The sequence below is a fragment of the Dokdonia sp. R86516 genome, from assembly GCF_044596715.1.
Lineage (GTDB): Bacteria > Bacteroidota > Bacteroidia > Flavobacteriales > Flavobacteriaceae > Dokdonia.
In genome coordinates this window covers 951,169-968,576 of record NZ_CP138998.1, presented here as the reverse complement: position 1 = coordinate 968,576, position 17,408 = coordinate 951,169, and the positions used below count along the sequence as shown (strand labels likewise).

The 17,408-nt window shown below is 36.8% G+C and carries 19 protein-coding genes; 8 read left to right on the top strand and 11 right to left on the bottom strand.

Annotated elements, in window-relative coordinates; genetic code table 11:
- Positions 1-14: 14 nt before the first annotated feature.
- The 3 genes from SJY23_RS04445 to SJY23_RS04435 form a co-directional block, all read right to left on the bottom strand.
- Positions 15-3,410 (bottom strand): T9SS type A sorting domain-containing protein, encoded by a 3,396-nt coding sequence (locus tag SJY23_RS04445; RefSeq protein WP_396597602.1) that lies wholly within the window; start codon positions 3,408-3,410, stop codon positions 15-17.
- A gap of 142 nt (positions 3,411-3,552) precedes the next feature.
- Complete coding sequence (locus tag SJY23_RS04440; protein WP_396597601.1) at positions 3,553-4,056, bottom strand: nuclear transport factor 2 family protein; 504 nt, start codon at positions 4,054-4,056, stop codon at positions 3,553-3,555.
- Position 4,057: 1 nt separating this feature from the next.
- A complete protein-coding gene (locus SJY23_RS04435; protein WP_396597600.1) occupies positions 4,058-4,660 on the bottom strand; it encodes a hypothetical protein in 603 nt (200 codons plus the stop codon).
- 113 nt (positions 4,661-4,773) lie between these two features.
- Between SJY23_RS04435 and SJY23_RS04430 the strand changes: the two genes are divergently transcribed.
- Genes SJY23_RS04430 through arfB form a run of 3 tightly spaced genes read left to right on the top strand, consistent with a single transcriptional unit; the run spans position 4,774 to position 6,266 of the window.
- The gene (locus tag SJY23_RS04430; protein WP_396597599.1) at positions 4,774-5,724 is read left to right on the top strand and encodes an NAD-dependent epimerase/dehydratase family protein; all 951 of its coding nucleotides are present in this window, start codon (positions 4,774-4,776) and stop codon (positions 5,722-5,724) included.
- 9 nt (positions 5,725-5,733) lie between these two features.
- Positions 5,734-5,868 carry a DUF2256 domain-containing protein gene (locus SJY23_RS04425; protein ID WP_081804642.1) on the top strand — a complete coding sequence of 45 codons (135 nt, stop codon included), beginning with the start codon at positions 5,734-5,736 and terminating at the stop codon, positions 5,866-5,868.
- Complete coding sequence (gene arfB, locus SJY23_RS04420; protein WP_396597598.1) at positions 5,865-6,266, top strand: alternative ribosome rescue aminoacyl-tRNA hydrolase ArfB; 402 nt, start codon at positions 5,865-5,867, stop codon at positions 6,264-6,266. Before SJY23_RS04425 ends, arfB begins: the two co-directional genes overlap by 4 nt.
- 97 nt (positions 6,267-6,363) lie before the next feature.
- Here arfB and azu read toward each other — a convergent pair whose 3' ends face one another.
- Together azu and SJY23_RS04410 are read right to left on the bottom strand one after the other, a co-directional pair.
- Positions 6,364-6,870 carry an azurin gene (azu, locus tag SJY23_RS04415; RefSeq protein ID WP_035335247.1) on the bottom strand — a complete coding sequence of 169 codons (507 nt, stop codon included), beginning with the start codon at positions 6,868-6,870 and terminating at the stop codon, positions 6,364-6,366.
- A 47-nt stretch (positions 6,871-6,917) separates the two neighbouring features.
- Positions 6,918-7,892: a YheT family hydrolase gene (locus tag SJY23_RS04410; RefSeq protein ID WP_396597597.1), complete on the bottom strand. Its 975-nt coding sequence runs from the start codon at positions 7,890-7,892 to the stop codon at positions 6,918-6,920.
- Between the two features lie 173 nt (positions 7,893-8,065).
- Between SJY23_RS04410 and SJY23_RS04405 the strand changes: the two genes are divergently transcribed.
- Together SJY23_RS04405 and SJY23_RS04400 are read left to right on the top strand one after the other, a co-directional pair.
- The gene (locus SJY23_RS04405; protein WP_396597596.1) at positions 8,066-8,656 is read left to right on the top strand and encodes a TetR/AcrR family transcriptional regulator; all 591 of its coding nucleotides are present in this window, start codon (positions 8,066-8,068) and stop codon (positions 8,654-8,656) included.
- 93 nt (positions 8,657-8,749) lie between these two features.
- Positions 8,750-9,226, top strand: a complete 477-nt coding sequence (locus tag SJY23_RS04400) for a thioesterase family protein (protein ID WP_035335251.1) — start codon at positions 8,750-8,752, stop codon at positions 9,224-9,226.
- A 65-nt stretch (positions 9,227-9,291) separates the two neighbouring features.
- On the opposite strand, the gene SJY23_RS04395 is transcribed toward SJY23_RS04400, so the two are convergent.
- From SJY23_RS04395 to SJY23_RS04380, 4 genes are all read right to left on the bottom strand, one after another.
- Positions 9,292-9,660 (bottom strand): nuclear transport factor 2 family protein, encoded by a 369-nt coding sequence (locus SJY23_RS04395; RefSeq protein WP_035335252.1) that lies wholly within the window; start codon positions 9,658-9,660, stop codon positions 9,292-9,294.
- A 284-nt stretch (positions 9,661-9,944) separates the two neighbouring features.
- Positions 9,945-11,075 (bottom strand): peptidogalycan biosysnthesis protein, encoded by a 1,131-nt coding sequence (locus SJY23_RS04390; protein ID WP_396597595.1) that lies wholly within the window; start codon positions 11,073-11,075, stop codon positions 9,945-9,947.
- On the bottom strand, positions 11,068-11,961 hold the full coding sequence (locus SJY23_RS04385) for a DMT family transporter (RefSeq protein ID WP_396597594.1): 894 nt from the start codon (positions 11,959-11,961) through the stop codon (positions 11,068-11,070). The genes SJY23_RS04390 and SJY23_RS04385 overlap by 8 nt, the downstream gene beginning before the upstream one ends.
- Positions 11,962-11,967: 6 nt before the next feature.
- Positions 11,968-12,321: an arsenate reductase family protein gene (locus SJY23_RS04380; RefSeq protein ID WP_396597593.1), complete on the bottom strand. Its 354-nt coding sequence runs from the start codon at positions 12,319-12,321 to the stop codon at positions 11,968-11,970.
- Positions 12,322-12,405: 84 nt separating this feature from the next.
- On the opposite strand from SJY23_RS04380, the gene SJY23_RS04375 reads away from it, so the two are divergent.
- Positions 12,406-12,870 (top strand): DinB family protein, encoded by a 465-nt coding sequence (locus tag SJY23_RS04375; RefSeq protein WP_035335259.1) that lies wholly within the window; start codon positions 12,406-12,408, stop codon positions 12,868-12,870.
- Here the strand turns inward: SJY23_RS04375 and SJY23_RS04370 are convergent.
- Positions 12,860-13,582, bottom strand: coding sequence for a hypothetical protein (locus SJY23_RS04370; RefSeq protein WP_396597592.1), 723 nt, complete (start codon positions 13,580-13,582; stop codon positions 12,860-12,862). The genes SJY23_RS04375 and SJY23_RS04370 overlap by 11 nt on opposite strands.
- Before the next feature lie 154 nt (positions 13,583-13,736).
- Here SJY23_RS04370 and SJY23_RS04365 point away from each other — a divergent pair, with 154 nt between their 5' ends.
- Positions 13,737-14,879: a cystathionine gamma-synthase gene (locus SJY23_RS04365; protein WP_396597591.1), complete on the top strand. Its 1,143-nt coding sequence runs from the start codon at positions 13,737-13,739 to the stop codon at positions 14,877-14,879.
- A 67-nt stretch (positions 14,880-14,946) separates the two neighbouring features.
- On the opposite strand, the gene SJY23_RS04360 is transcribed toward SJY23_RS04365, so the two are convergent.
- Positions 14,947-15,789 carry a THC0290_0291 family protein gene (locus SJY23_RS04360; protein ID WP_396597590.1) on the bottom strand — a complete coding sequence of 281 codons (843 nt, stop codon included), beginning with the start codon at positions 15,787-15,789 and terminating at the stop codon, positions 14,947-14,949.
- 211 nt (positions 15,790-16,000) lie between these two features.
- Between SJY23_RS04360 and gdhA the strand changes: the two genes are divergently transcribed.
- A complete protein-coding gene (gdhA, locus tag SJY23_RS04355) occupies positions 16,001-17,344 on the top strand; it encodes an NADP-specific glutamate dehydrogenase (RefSeq protein WP_396597589.1) in 1,344 nt (447 codons plus the stop codon).
- Positions 17,345-17,408 lie beyond the last annotated feature (64 nt).

The window sequence follows — 17,408 nt, the reverse complement described above, 5'->3', positions numbered from 1 at the left end:
GAGGGCTTTTTTGATTATTTCAAAATTAATTTTTGAGTAATTTGTTGTTTGTCAGTGTTTAGTTTAATTAGATATAAACCTGATGCAAATGTGCTCATGTCAAGTGGGTAGTTACTTGATCCTTGAGGCATATTAAACCTTTTAACAACAGACTTCCCTAAAATATCAAACACCTCTATAGATAATGATTCTTGTGCAGGCCACTGTATATTAAATATAGAAGTTGATGGATTAGGGTAGATACTTAGTCCTTCTAGAACGGTATCGTCAATAGAAAGCTGTTCAGCTCCTATTTGTAAGTCATCTATTACAACGCCTTCTTCCACGGTGTTTTGATCAGAATGAAATACAAAACGAAAGATCATGCTAGTTTCTGATGCAAATGCACTAAGGTCATAGCTATAATCATTAAATGATGCGCTGGTTCCAGTCCATTGTGCTCCAGGGCAATTAAAACAGTTAGTATCTGGAAGGGTATCACTATTATACCAGTTAGGATCATTTGCGGTACCTAGAATATTCCAAGTAGATCCGTCGTCTAGAGTGTATTCTACATACATAATATCCCAGTCCAATTCTAATTCGAAAGCCATTTTGAAAGATAGTTCTGGTATTTCTAAGGATGATATGTCATAACATTTAGTGGTAAGATATTCTTTAATGTTACTGCCATGGTCACCACTAAGATTTGTAGCATAAACATTCTGACCAGATGCAGCTTGATTTAATAAAGTTCCACTAGGAATTCCTCTCTGCCATGTTTGTCCGGTAGTGTCGCAAGACGCATTTGCATTGTCCGTAAGAACAAGTAAATCACTCTCTGATGTTTCAAAATCATTTGTTACATCAATTTCCCCTGTTTCGTTAATTGCTATAGAAGCTCTTTTCTCATTATTACCATCTACTTGATCACCATCAATACTTATTTGAGCAATAAGTTCATAGGTCCCAACAGGTAGACCTAATATAGGAAGCTCTAGGGTGACTTCTTCTTGAGAATCTAGATTTCCTGTCCATTGCATTGTATTTTGAATGCCTCCAGCCTCGTAGTTAATAGTCGCTTCGGTTATAGGAGAAGTACCGTTATTTCTAAATGTAATTTCAGTAGGATTTTCTCCACAAGATATTACCTGATTATTTAGAGGTGCTAGCGATGTCGCTGCAACGTCCGACGATAGCGGCTGTGTGTCAATATCTGTTTGCCAGATACCACGTCCATAAGTTCCTGCTGTAAGAACCCCGTTAAATTCGTTTACATCTAAGTCACGTACGGCTGTGTTTGGCAGTCCATTATCAAATCTTACCCAACCAGTAGTAGTATCATCATACTTCCAAACGCCAAGCGCAGTTCCTAAAAACAATGGATTTTCAGAGTGATTACTTTGATGTTTAATAACTAATTTAGGTACTTCTGGTAGAGAACCAGTAATGTCATTTACTGTGATTGCATTATCTGTTATTGTTCCTTCGTATACTTTACCCGCAGTTCCTCCAGTAACAATATAAAGTGTATTGCTATCACCATTTTTTACTTCTAATGAGGAAATATCTTCTTGGAACGATTTCAAGATCGTGAAATCTACACCTCTATTTGTACTTCTATATAAAGTTCTATTTACTGCTACATACATAATAGAAGCATCGTTAGAGTCAGTTTCTAAGAGGTCTATAAGAAAACCAAAAGAAGATGATCTCTGAATCCAAGAGTTAGAGCAGAAGTCAAGTTCATAAATCCTTGAATAACCTGCGTATAAGCGTTTGTCTTTAGCAAAAGCAAGCGGTGTTATCCAATTACCATCCTCAGGAGACGTAAAAGATCCAGAAAGTGATGCTCCTCCATCATTCGAGAAGAAAGGCCCGCCACCAGATTGTATAAAACCATATACTTTAGATGGGTCGTTTGGATCATAAATGTTCTCCATACCGTCTGCTCCATAATAGTTTTGCCACATGCCATTTTTGCGTGCGTAACCTCCATTGTCTTGAAGACCTCCAGATATAATAGAAGCATCTTCTGGTGCTACATCAATCCTATAAAATTGACCAATAGCCAGACCATCTGTGTGACTAGTAAAGTTTACGCCTCCATCAGTAGAGCTATAAAAACCACCATCACTTCCGCAAAATAAAGTTCCGTTAATAAATCTTAAATTATGAATATCTGCGTGAGTGTAAGACGGTGTGTCAGGAGCATTCCAGTTATTTAATTTTGTAAAGCTAACTCCGCCGTTGGTTGATTTCCACACATTAAGTACGCCTGTGTAAATCTCATTTTCATCAGTATCTGATACTGCAAAAGCAAAATCAAACCATGCCTGGGTACTTTCAAATATATCTTCACCACCCGCAAAGGTTTGAGTGAAAGAATCTCCATTGTTTGATGATTTGTAAATATTTCCAGCTCCAAAAGTATTATCTGATCTAAACACGTATAGGACTTCAGGATTTGCTGGAGTTACGTCCATAACTAATCTTGCTGCGCCAGTAATATATCCAGAAGATATATTTGACCAAGTATCTCCTCCATCTAGTGTTCTAAATATTCTTGATGCATCTGCTGCATATAAAACATCTGAGCTACCTGGTTTAACTTTTAAGTCATCAAAATTTCCGCCGAGTACATTATCCCAGTTTGCACCACTATCTACTGTTTTGAATATACCATTACTTGTAGCAACCCATAGTGTCTTGCTATCTGCTGGATCAAAGTAAATTTCATTCATACTTGTAGGGCTATTGCTTTCATTGAGACCCGTAGTATTCCATGTTACACCTCCATCTGTAGATTTCATAACACCTATACTTGTTGAGTCACCAGCATCATCATCTCCCGTAGCAATGTAAATGACATTAGTATCGGTAGGATCGATAGCAATACCAGATACCCCTATTTGAGGGAGTTGATCTGTAAGTGGGGTCCAAGAATCTCCAGCATCTGTAGATTTCCAAATTCCTCCGGCAGGCGTTCCTACGAAGAGTATATTCGGATTTGTAGGATCTACTGCAAATGCATTTACACGACCTTGACCAGCAGACCAAGATCCAGTGTTAGTATGTGTAAGTGGGCCTATGTTTTTCCAGTCACTATCATCTGCTTGTGTAGATTTTGATTGACTATTTATTTCTTGCCAGACATCCCAAAGTTGCTTTTGTGACATGACAGTGCCATCCTCATTTAAGTAATTTGCATACAGAGATTCCCATCTTTTAAAGGGTTTGTAGCCACTTCCCTTAACTGTTTCATCTTTGCCATTCCAATAAGTCTCAAAGGAGTCAACAATTTCTTGAAAAGTAGGTTCTATGCTTCTATTAGAATCATTAAACGGCGCCATCCATGGAGCAGTCGATCCTATTTGAGCATTGGTCATAAATGTGACCAAACATAATGTAAATAGTAGTAGTTTTTTCATAGTTTATTTTATTAAATCTCAAATATAATACGCGTAGTTATTTTTGCATAATTATATTGATGTAAAATGCTTAAAAAGCTATGAAATACTTAATAAATATATTATTAGAGTGAGATTTTAACAATAAAAGTCGGCGTAGCGCTTACATTTTATTATGTGATTTTTCTATATATTTAGTATCCCAATCTTTTTTAAGATTTGTAAGGGCCGAGACATTTTCATTAGGAACAGCGATAGAAAGTACATAGTGTTGTACTTTCCATTTGTTATCCATTTTCTTCATAATTCCAGATCCTCTGCATACACCCATTTGCGTACTAAGGTGTTCATCAAACCAAGCGATGGTATCATCACTAGTAGATAAATATACATTACGCTCAATAGCTGTAAAGCTCCATGCTTTACCTTTGTCAAAATAAGGTTTTGAAAAGGATTTAAATTCTTCTAATTGCCAGTTTTCTGTTGCGTCTGTACCTATGAATACAGCATCACTTGTCATTAGTCCAAAATAGGCTTCAAAATCAGCATCTGCAGCTGCTTTATGCCAAGAATTAAGAGAGACTTCTATATCCTTTTTTATAAGAGATGTGTCTTGACCGTATGCGGTACAAATAGTAAGCGCAAAGAATACAAATAAGATTTTCATTTTAATTAGGTATTTGCTCGTCTGCCCTTTCACTAGCAGACTGTTCATTTTCTTTTTTTATCTCTTCTAGCAGGTCTTTAAAGCTAGTATCAAAAAGTTCGTTGAGTTGCAAATTTAGATCTTGGTAGGCATTATATAGTTCGCCAATTTTTTTAGAAATATCCTCTGCAACTGGAGTGTTGAGTTGGGCGCTATTTTGTAGCACTTTTGCCTTAGTTTCTATAGCAACTAGGCGCGCATTTACAGCTTTAGTTTTTACGGCCTCTGGTGTTACTGGGGCTAGATCTTCCTCCGCTTGTTCCAGGTTTATATATAAGGCATCTATATCTATTAACTTGAGGCGTAATTCGCCTAGAGTATTCATTGGTGATAAACTATCAATAGCGGCAGAGAGATCATTATAAAACGACCAGTTTTTCACTCCTTCTCGTGCTTGAGTGGTAAGGCGTATAGTCGCTTTTAGATTTTTTGGAGAGGGAAGTTGTAAGGTGTCATTACCCACCAAGGCTACATTCTCTTTCGGTTTTTGAAAAGCTTCTTTTTGGTCGCAAGAAGTGGTGATAATAAATGAAAGAATAATTAAAAAAGGAAGTAACTGTTTCATAAAATCTTATACTGAGCGCTTAACAAAAGTAGGTTAATTGGGTATATACGCGCAATATTTATGATTAAGTTTGCATACGCTTTCGCGAAAGCGTACTACTAAAAACACACAATATGAAATCTAGAATACTCATCATAGGAGCTTGCGGTCAGATAGGAACGGAGCTAACCATAGCTTTACGTAACAGATTTGGTGCAGATAAGGTTGTAGCCAGTGACATCCGTGAAGGAAACGAAGAGCTTATGAGTGAGGGGCACTTTGAGCTTCTAGATGCAACAGACTTTGCTGCGGTAGAAGATGTAATTTTTAGATATAAAATTGATACAGTGTACTTAATGGCGGCTATGCTATCTGCAATTGCAGAGCGTTTTCCGGCAAAAGCTTGGCATCTTAATATGACCACGCTGTTTCATATTTTAAACTTAGCAAAAGACAAAAAGGTTAAAAAGGTATTTTGGCCATCAAGTATTGCTGTTTTTGGAGAAACAACTCCATCAGAAAATACTCCCCAACTTACGGTTATGGAGCCATCAACCGTATATGGAATATCAAAACAAACTGGGGAGCGCTGGTGTGAGTATTATCACAAGAAATATGGTGTAGATGTGAGAAGTATACGCTATCCAGGACTTATAAGTTATACAACAGAACCTGGCGGAGGAACTACAGATTATGCAGTAGATATATATCACAGAGCACTTAAACATGGTAACTACCGTTGTTTCTTACAGAAGGGAACAGTGTTACCTATGATGTATATGGAGGATGCAATTAGAGCAACTATAAATATTATGGATGCTCCTAAAAAGGACGTAAAATTACGCTCTTCATATAACCTTGCAGGAGTAAGCTTTGCGCCAGAAGATGTAGCTAAAAGTATTAAAAAAGTACTTCCCGAGTTTGAGATCGAATATGAACCAGATTTTAGACAAGCCATAGCAGATTCTTGGCCAGGCTCCATAGATGATAGTGAAGCTCGTAAAGACTGGGGATGGGATCATAAATTTGATCTAGATGCCATTACTAAGATCATGCTTGATAATCTTAAATCACAATACAGCTAAGACTAGATTTTGAAAAAGCAGCACCTTCCTACAAAAGTATGTCCCGTTTGTGAAAGACCCTTTGCATGGCGAAAGAAATGGGAGAAAAACTGGGATGAAGTAATTTATTGCAGTGAGCGATGTAGAAGAAATAAAAATCAATGAATAAGGAGTTACTACTTACCGAACTTACATTTAAGGCAACGAGAAGTAGTGGGCCAGGAGGACAGCATGCAAATAAAACAAGTTCAAGAGTAGAGTTATCTTGGGCTATGTATGAATCTGCTGCAGTAACAGAGGTAGAGCTTGAGTTACTCAAAGAAAAACTTAGTCATAGACTTACAAAAGAGGGAGTTTTGCTACTCGCTTCTCAAACTTCACGTAGCCAGCATAAAAACAAAGAGGACGTGATAAAACGACTGTTTGCATTACTAGAGGTAGCTGTACAAAGACCTAAAATTAGAATTAAGAAACGCCCTTCTAAGATGGCAAAACTTAAACGCCTTAATGCTAAAAAAATACAATCTGAAAAGAAAGCAAACAGACGCAAACCGTCGTATTAATTGACATTCGGTTTACTGTAGAAGAATATAGAGTAATGAAAAAAGCCATCATGAGTTACAACTCGCGATGGCTTTTTTAATATAACTGTGGTGTGATTTACTCCACAATAAATTTTCCTTTCATTAATCCAGAGTGTCCAGGGAAACTGCAGATAAAGTCATAAGTTCCAGCTGCTGGAGCAGTAAATGTTACAGAGGTAGTCTGGCCACCACCTATCATTTTTGTGTGTGCTATAATCTGGTCTTCATTTGCAATCCAGTCTTTTGCTTCTCCGGCGGTAGCTGCTGCTGCCGAAAATTCTGGTATTGACGTACCTTGCTTAAGTAGTACAAAGTTATGTCCCATAACCTTAATCCCTATTTTACCAGTATGACGGAAGGTAAGAGTTACTTCTTGTCCAGCTTTTGCCTTAAGCTCGCTCTTATCATATTTCATTAGGTCATTACCTGCAAGCGCTAGATTTACAGTGTTCTCATCTACTTTTTTAGCAGCTTTTTTTGATCCTATTTTTACCGTCTCTTTAGTTTCTTTTTTTTCTCCTTCACCACAACTTACCATTATAGTAGCAAGTGCTATCACTGCTAGAAATCCTTTAATTCTCATATTTTATAGTTTTGTTTATTAATATAAAGATAACTAACGCTTACTTTTTACTCCATATTTTTTTGAAAAAACTCTAGAGTACGCAGTTCATTATAGTAAAATTCTCCTTTCATATAGAATCCTACATGACCTCCATGGTCTGGCATTTCTAAGTGTATAATATTAGAGTTTTTTGCCTGTGCAATAGGATAGCAATCACCATGAAGAAAGCTATCATTCTTTGCATTGAGAATAAGGGTAGGTACAGTAATCTTATCAAGATAGTCAAAGCTACTTGCTCTAGCATAATAATCAAGAGCATCTTTAAAGCCATGTGCGGGTGCGGTATACAGATCGTCAAAATGTTTTAGGCTATTTATTTTTCTGTATTCTTCCTTATTCATTTTGTCTGGAAATAGTTGCATTTTTTTGCGATACTTAGCTCTTAGGTGTACTAAAAATGAGGTTCGGTATATGATGTTTTCTTTTTTAGAAAGTTGCTCAAGGGAAGCCTTAAGATCTGCAGGAACTCCTATACAAGCTGCACACTTAACTTGTGAGGGTATCTCATCTTGTTCCCCTAGATATTTAAGAGCTGCATTACCGCCTAGACTTACTCCATATAGATTAATATGATTATAAGCTCTAGTAACAAGTGTGTTGATTACAAATCTAATGTCGCCAGTATCACCACTGTGATATGATCTATACAGTCTATTCTGGCTGCCGCTGCAACCTCTAAAGTTAATAGCAGCTACGTCATAACCATGACTGCTCAACAATTTTGCAGTACCTAGTATATAAGGTCGCTGTGCATCTCCCTCAAGTCCATGAAGTAAAACGGCAACCTTTTTAATATTGCCTTCTTGTGGCGTCGCGGCTAGTGTCCAGTCTACATCTACATAATCTCCATCTGGGAGTTCCATACGCTCACGAGTTTGTTTGATTCCCTTGACGCGTCTAATTTTAGCAGAATAAATGGTCGAAAAATGTGGGTTTTTAAAAAGTCCGCTTGCGCGAAAACGTGATGGTACAATGGGCATTATGTAAGGTGGTGTGCTATGAGTAAATTAACGATTATGAGTTTATAAAAGTAGGCAGAATTAAGCTTTCGCGAAAGCGTAATGATCAAACCTGTAAAAAGTAGTTTTATGAAGTACTTTCTTTTTTGAAACATTCATTCCACTTATATTTATGCATATTCTAATCATTAAAAATGCCTAGATCTGAAGATTTTGATAGAGAGCTTGTACTTGCCTTAGCAAGAGATTTGTTTTGGCAAAAGGGATATCATGGTACTTCCATGAGCGATCTTGTTGACGCAACAAGCCTTAACAGATCTAGTATTTATAATTCTTTTGGCAATAAAAAAGCCATTTATAAAACCTTGTTGATACAGTATCAAGAAGAAAATGAGAAGATATATACAAATGCTTTAGTACGAGCTTCTAATCCGTTAGAAGGAATTCGTTTTATATTTGAAAATTTTATAGAGGAGATTGTAAAAGATACCCAAGGAAGAGGTTGCTTTAGTATAAACTGTAAAGTGGAGCTTAGTAGGGAGGACGAGTCAATAAAAGATTACCTTGAGAAAATGCAAGAGCACAGAATAGAGTTTTTTAAAGGCTTAGTGCAGGAAGGGCAAGATGCACATCTTATAAATACAAAGCAGTCTGCGTCTCAATATGCTTATTTTCTATTCTGCACTTTTCAAGGACTGCGCACTACGAGAATGTTTTTAAGAAATCGCGATACTTTACAGCAAATAGTAAGCAATGCACTTAGTGTGTTGCGCAGGGATTCTTAACCTATTCTTAAGTTGATATAAGGTTTTGAAATTGTAATTTTACAAATGAAACATCACTAACTATAGCGCACAAGCGCACTAAATACTTATAATATGTACACAAAAGAATTTGATATACGATGGAGTGATATAGATGCAAATCGTCATCTAGCAAACTCTGCTTATGTGAATTTTATGTCTCATACTCGTATGGGCTTTATGATTGAGAACGGGTTAAGCCAGAAAGAAATGGTTGCTTATAACATAGGTCCAGTAATTTTTCACGAGCAATTGTTTTTCTTTAAAGAAGCTTTTCAAGGTAAACCTATTACTGTAACCTTTGAACTAGGAGGAGCGAGTGAAGATGGTATGTTCTTTAAGTTTGTACATAATTTTTACGATTATAAAGGAAGAAATCTAGCTCGCGGAAGCATGATGGGAGCGTGGATTGATCTTACTACGCGTAAAACTATAGGCCTACCAGAAGCCTTAACACCTATGCTTGAAAAGGCACCAAAAACACCAGACTTTAAAGTCCTTACTAAAGAAGACATGCGCTCACACGGGCAAGTGCCTATGGATAAGGAATAAAAAAAATAGAAATTAAATCCCAAGTTTATGGTGTAGGATTACATTATAAACTTGGGATTTGTGATTTATTGTCCAGGCATGTCATAGAAAAACTGCTCTTGAACAATTTTTCCATCCTTTACTTGATAAACGGCAAGCTCAGATGTTTGTGAACGTTGCTGGCTAGCTTTATGTGTAGTGTCCATATCAAAACGCACAGAAAACCAATTATCTGCTACTGTAGGTTCGCTGGCTTTACTGCTGTGTACTTCAAAAGTATTTTCCCACCATTCTCCTTTCTTTGCAACTTCTTGCATTCCTTCTGCACGTGCATTTTCTGCCCAAGATGGTTCTAAGCTTACAATATTAGGACTATATAGTTCTTTATAGCAACGCTCATAATTACCCTCATTACACCAATTCACTAAATTATTTGCAATTTCATTAGTTTTCATAAGTATTTGATTTTAAGTTGTTAGCAATAAATGTAGTAAAGTTATTTTATAAATATGTTATCAAATTATACAAATGTTAAAAAAAGTGTTAAAATTTTTAACACTTTTTTACTATATTTAGCAATATCTGATTTACAAAATGATGAATGTGAAAGGGATTGCTGAGGTTAGAACATAAGTATTACCAATAGCAGCTTACTTTTATTTTTCAATATTAGTGTAGATTGATAACCATAATTTAATGAAGATTTAATTGTGTCTACTCTAAGTACATGCTTTCAAATTTAATTTTTAAATGGATTATGCTGTTTGTATTCTGTCATTTTGATCTGGCGTATAAACGGTTTAAAAAACAAATTTGCTACAGTACGCTGGTGTTTTATATAACATCTTAAGTGCTCTGGCGTTGCTCCTAGAGTACTTTTAATTTCAGATGCAGTTCTGCCTAAGTTAATGTCTTTCACCCCTAGTAAAAGACCTAATCGAATATAATCGTTTAACATTCTTGGGTAGATGGCATCTGTTTTATTTACAGTATAATCAAGCCCAACATAATGAGCACTGAGCTGGCCGTCATGTAAAAAAGCGGTTGAGAATCCTACTATTTCCCCTTTCTTACTGTAGGTGCTAATGATTACATTTTCGGGAAATCGCTCTTTGAGTAATGCGTAGGTTTCAATGTCAATAAAAGCGGTGTTAAACAAGGCTTTCTCTGCAACACCTAGATATAAGGATTTAAGTTTTTCTTTATGAGTTCTTATTTCGTTCGCTGTAAGTGAATTTTGTATAAGAGCACTACTGGACGAGTCTCCCTTATTAACTTTTATACGGTATTTTGATTTTAAAGAGCTTTTGTAATCCTCAAAATCTTTCCAAGCAACATTTACGTGCATATTAGGTTCGACGGCAAATGATTGAAAGTGCTGTTTTTCTACTACACTTGCAGCGGTGTCTTGTGTGGCATTAAAGTCTTTCAAAAAGCAAACGCTTGATTTAGTGGTTTTTTGTAGTGTTTTAAGCTTTCGCGAAAGCATATCATAAATACGTCTTCTATCTATTCCTTGTTTAACCCATATCCCATACTCCCCGCTTAAAAATACATTCCCGCAAACTAGAATATGCGTTTTTTTATTGCTTAGGTAGCATTGTAGTGTTTTGGCTAGCTTTTGATAGTAGGGAAGGTTACTTGGAGCTCTTTCAAGGGAAACACGTACACGTTGAAGAATAGCCATAGCAACAGGCTGCTCTCTCCTCATGAAAATTAAATACCGATATTCAATCGTGCTATTTGCCTCCTCAAATGAAGCCAGAAATAGTTTTGAAAAGTAAAAGGTTTGATTACAACCTAATTCTCTGAAGGTGGTTTCAGGGATGTCGTTTATGGTAAAAAACTCTTGAGTGGTGATTTTAGGCAATTGCTTTTTTTCGTTTAGTACTTAAATATACACCTAAGAAAATAAGTGCAGCAGCAATAATTCTAATAGTAGTAAGCGTATCTGCACCTAAGATAATCGCTACAATGGTTGCGATAAGAGGTTGCAGGTATATAAATGCGCCTATAGTTGATGGTTTAAGCTGCTTTAAAGCAAATACATTAAAAAGATATGTAAGATAGGTCGTACCTACTACTACAAAAGCCATGACTCCTATGACATTAGGAGGTAATGTACTCCAGGGTACCTCAAGAAATTGAGGAAGCCCGATAGGTGCGTTTGTAAATACCGCAATAAGGAAAAACCATTTCATTAAGGTAATTGACGAGTACTTTGCAGTGAGTGGTTTTACAAGAATTAAATAGACAGAGTATGCGGTAGCATTAATCATAAATAACATGTTACCTAATGGAATATTAGGGGCGTTATCTTGTGTTTGTGCCCCAAACAGGATTAAAACAAGTGCGCCCACTAGACCTATAGCAATACCAGAACCTTTAAGCCAAGTGATCTTTTCCTTTAAAAATATAGCAGAAAGCACAAGCAATATAACGGGAGATAAAGTAATCACCACACTACTATTTATGGGTGTAGATAATTCCAAACCTTTAAAGAACATGAGCATGTTTATGGTCATCCCAAATAGCGCGCAAAAAATCATACGCCACCAGTCTTTACGTTCTATTTTTTCTGAAGGAAAAAACAAACTTGTAATCCAAAATAGAACTGCTGCTCCCAAAACCCTGAGCATAATAAATCCATATGCCTCGATGTAGGTAGGCATTAAATCCTTTGCTAGCGTATGATTAATACCGTAAATAAAACTAGCGCCAAAGGCTGCAAGAAAGGCGAGGTGACGCTTGCTCATAGATTTTTATTTTGCAAATGCTTCAACGGCAGCAGCCACTACTTTTTTACTATTGCCCACAAAGATTTTATCTTCTACAATCATTACAGGTCGTTTTAAGAAAGTGTAGTGCTCTAGAATAAGATTTTTATAGTCATCTTCAGATAGTGTCTGTTCATTAAGACCGCGTTTGCGATATAATTGCGCGCGCTTGCTGAAGAGAGCTTCATAAGATCCTTCCATTTCTTTCATCTCTTCTACTTGAGATAACGTTATAGGCTCATATTTAATGTCTTGCATAATGACATCATCATTTGGGTTAATTTCAGAGATGATGCGCTGGCAAGTATTACAGGTAGAGAGGTGGTAGATTTTTTTCAAAATAAAGTGGTGTATTTCAATTACAGTATAAAAATACCGCCTATCTCTACCAAAATGAATTATTTTTAGGGAAAATTAAACCCAATGGAATACACCTTTGATATTTGCCTAAAAAACCGTCATCTTCTAGAACGTTTTATTAAGAGTCATACACTTGAAGAGCTTAATAAAATACCTGATGGCTTTAATAATAATATTATCTGGAATATAGGTCATAGCATCGCAACACAACAACTTCTTACCTACGGACTTTCTGGTCTCACACCACCAGTATCTATGGAGTTTATTAATAACTACAAGAAAGGTACAAAGCCAGAAAGAGATGTTACTCAAGAGGAGCTTAGCCTTATGCATGAGATGCTCTTTGACACGCTCAAAACACTTCAAAAGGATTATGAAGCAGGTATATTTAAGGATTATAAAGAATACACGCTCTCTACCACGGGAGGTACATTGTCAAAAGTAGAGCATGGACTTGATTTTAATAACTTTCATGAAGGATTACACCTAGGTTGTATTATCCAACTGTCAAAACTCGTTAAAGGGTAAGGTAATCTTGAGAAAGCTCCCATGGGATGGTTATTTGTTTATCCTCCATATTAAATGAGGACACACCCATATCATTATAAATAAGAACAATACCTTCTTCGGTAAATCCTACTTCTTTTAGGTAGCTATCGGGAAGATTTGATGGAGTAAGGTCAAATGTTTCTTGCGGATATTCTTTTTCAAATTGCGCTTTCGCGAAAGCGTAAAAATCATCATCCAGCAACTCGTCATCACTATATTCCTTACCAGTTTGTGGATTGATATTGAGATACATTTCGTTGTCAAAACCACTCGCACCACCCATGAATTGATATGAATAGAATACTACAGATAGTAAGTTGTTAGAACCAAATGATATGGCAGATTCTATAGTTATTTCATGAGCGTCTGAAAGTTCTGTTGTTTCCGGATATGAGATTTGTGAGTTGTTAATATAGAGTTCAATGGCGTCATTAATTGAGCTAGGTAAACTTTCTGTCTCGTTATAAAGTGTATTTATAGTAGAAGTTTGAACCCAGTTATTAACAGTGATAGCAGCTTCTTCAGGTGTTTCCATATGCAGAACAGTTAACATAATCTCCGGACAGGGCTGGCTATTACAAATAGTAAAATCTTTTGTAGAATAACTATCTGTACTAGAAGTATAGGTGATCGCCTTTTCGCAGCTTATAAAAAGAATAATTATAAGTATGGAAGGAAGTAGTTTTTTCATAAGATAAAGGTAGTTGATATGCTCCCAAAATAAAAGCAACATATACTAGGAGACCACTCCTTCTTATAATCATGATAGCTTGTGATCAGTTATTGTATTTTTATATTTCTTAGCAGGTAAGGAGAGAGAGCTTTTTTACTTAAAAAACATTACAATGAAATTTAATACTAAGACAATACATGGTAAACAACATCCAGATAAGGCTTATGGATCTGTGATGCCTCCCATATACCAAACTTCTACTTATGCACAATCTACGCCTGGCGGTCATAAGGGATATGAATATAGTCGCTCTGCAAACCCAACGCGTCATGCACTTGAGCAGTCGCTTGCGAGTATAGAAAATGGAGACTACGGAATCGCTTTTGCATCTGGACTTGCTGCAATAGATGCAATTATGAAGTTACTCAAGCCGGGTGATGAGGTGGTCTCAACGAGTGACCTTTATGGTGGTACGTATCGGCTTTTTACGAAGATATTTGAAGGTTTTGGCATAAAGTTTCACTTTGTTGTAATGCAAGATGTAAAGAATATAGAGACATATATAAATGAAAAAACAAAGCTCATTTGGGTAGAAACACCTACAAACCCGATGATGAGTATTATTGATATTGAGGCAGTGTCAATAATTTCAAAAAAGCATAACGTTCTGTTTGCGGTTGATAATACTTTTGCAACCCCTTATTTGCAATTACCACTAGACTTAGGTGCCGATATTGTGATGCATAGTGCTACAAAGTATTTAGGAGGTCATAGTGATCTGGTTATGGGTGCTCTTATTGTAAAAGATAAGGAGCTAGCAGATAGATTATATTTTATACAAAATGCAAGCGGAGCGATAAGTGGACCTCAAGATAGCTTCTTGGCATTGCGTGGTATAAAAACATTGCATGTGCGTATGCAACGACACTGCGAAAATGGCAAGGCTGTTGCTCACTATCTTAAGTCTCATCCTATGGTTGATAAGGTATACTGGCCTGGGTTTGAAGATCATCCTAATCATCATATTGCCAAAAGACAGATGAAGGATTACGGAGCTATGATTTCATTTACTACTAAGCAAGGTTCGCTAGCGGGTGCTGTAAGCTTTGTAGAGAAGCTACAAATTTTCACCCTCGCCGAAAGCCTAGGAGGTGTCGAGTCGCTTGCAGGTCATCCAGCATCAATGACTCATGGCTCTATCCCAAAAGAAGAACGAGAAAAACTCGGAATCAAAGATTCCTTAGTGAGGCTAAGCGTGGGTATTGAAGATGAAGAAGATCTCATAGCAGATCTTAAACAGGCACTAGAAAACTAAGCTTGTAAAACAGAAAAGCGACTTTGATACTATCAAAGTCGCTTTTCTGTTTATTCTTTATAATAAATTAATCCAGATAATAGATATATCCTACATTAATCCAGAAAATCCAGTCATTTACTTTATTGTCAGGTCTTGGATCAGGGTTAAGCCCATCTACCCAGTTAGAAAAGTAGTAGTGCCATCTCAAATCTAAATTAAGATCACTTAGTACGCTTAGCTTATATCGTGTTCCTATACTTCCAGCGATTGCCCAAGTTGTTCCAGGTCGTGTGTCAACTCCGGTACCAAACTCGCCATCACCTACATTAAAGCCTTCGATTATAGCTGGTCCCGTGTCAAAAGGATCCTGAGTGTAAGGGTTGAGTACTTGTCCAAAAATATTTCCATCAGGTCTCAAATCAGTCGTAGCACTAGGATTATAAGAAACAAAGTGAGCACCAAGACTCACATATGGAGCAAATTTAAAAGCTCCTGCTGCAAAATCTCTTATGCTAAGTGGGTAATATTCTAGATGAGAGCCTATTTCTAAAACGCTAGCTTTTCCTTTGTGATTACGTAGTCTTAAACCACCAAAATCGTTGTCGTCTGTTTCTGGGCCAAAGTTGTCGAGATTCGTAAAATGATAATCAATTTCATTACGAACTTTAAAGTGATCATTAAAATAGGTGTATCGAGAGTAACAGTTACAATCTGCTTGATATGAGAAGTTGAGGTAGTGAACGATACCTACTCCAAATCCTGTATTTCCTATGTTTGTTTCTTGATTTCCACGCTCACCATAGTCAGCTTGAAATGCAACTGGTCCCGTAATAACACCAAGTTCATGCGAAAATCCAAATTGAGCATTTAAGCTCTGATGCGCCATCATAAAAGATAGCAATGCCAATAGTAGGTGCTTGGCTTTCATAAGTTAGGTCGTTTGAGTGTGACAAATATATACAATAATGTCAAACATCGAAATTTCTAAGAATATTCTACATTTTCTGTAAGTTTAATCTTACAAACTAATTTATCCATTGTGATATTCTAAAAAAAATGCACATAAAATCAAGGATACCGTATATTTGTACTCAGTAAAAATTGATTTGTAAAATACATTCTCACAATAGATTAAACTTATGTCAGACAGCATTAAAAAATTTGTCGATTATGTTGCTAAGAGCAACCCGAACGAGCCAGAATTCATGCAGGCCGTTCACGAGGTAGCAGAAACTGTAATACCTTTCATAGAAGAAAATCCTAAATATCAAGGGAAGAAACTTCTTGAGCGTATGGTAGAACCAGAGCGTACGATTATGTTTCGTGTGCCATGGACAGATGATGCTGGAGAGATACAGGTTAATAGAGGTTACCGTGTGGAGTTTAACAGCGCCATTGGTCCTTATAAAGGAGGGCTTCGTTTCCACCCATCTGTAAATCTTAGTATTCTTAAGTTTTTAGGTTTTGAGCAAGTTTTCAAAAACAGCCTTACAACATTACCTATGGGTGGTGGTAAAGGTGGATCTGATTTTAACCCAAAGGGAAAATCTGATTCAGAGGTAATGCGTTTTTGCCAAAGCTTTATGAGCGAGCTTGCTCGTCATATAGGTCCTAATACAGATGTGCCTGCGGGAGACATTGGTGTAGGTGGTCGTGAGATAGGATATATGTTTGGACAGTACAAGAGACTTCGTAATGAGTTTACTGGAGTTCTTACTGGAAAAGGATTATCATACGGTGGCTCATTAATAAGACCAGAGGCAACAGGTTACGGAGACGTTTACTTTGCACAGAGTATGCTTAAAACTAAAGGAGAAACTTTTGAAGGTAAAAAAGTAGCAGTTTCTGGATCAGGAAATGTTGCTCAATACGCTACAGAAAAAGTAACTCAATTGGGTGGTAAAGTAATCACTATGTCAGACTCTGGAGGATATATCGTAGATAACGATGGTATTGATGCAGAGAAGCTTGCATTTATAATGGAACTTAAGAATGTAAAACGTGGCCGCATAAGCGAGTACACAGAAAAGTATACTTCTGCAGAGTACCATGAAGGTAAGAGACCTTGGGGAACAAAAGTAGATGTAGCTTTACCTTGTGCAACTCAGAATGAGCTTGACGGTGATGAAGCAAAAACTTTAGTAGATAACGGATGTATCTGTGTTGCTGAAGGAGCAAACATGCCTTGTACACCAGAAGCAATTGAAGTATTCCACAAAGCAAAAATCTTGTTTTCACCTGGAAAAGCTTCAAACGCAGGAGGAGTTGCTACTTCTGGACTTGAAATGTCACAAAACAGTTTACGTTACAACTGGACGGCAGAAGAGGTAGACGAGAAGCTACACAACATTATGCTTGATATACACGAAGCATGTGTTGAGTACGGTAAAGATGAAGATGGTTACGTAGATTACGTAAAAGGAGCAAACGTTGCCGGATTCGTAAAAGTAGCAGATGCAATGCTAGCACAAGGAGTGGTTTAATTACTGTTTCATATATTTTTTAAAAGGGTAGCTTAGGCTGCCCTTTTTTGTTACGCTTTCGCGA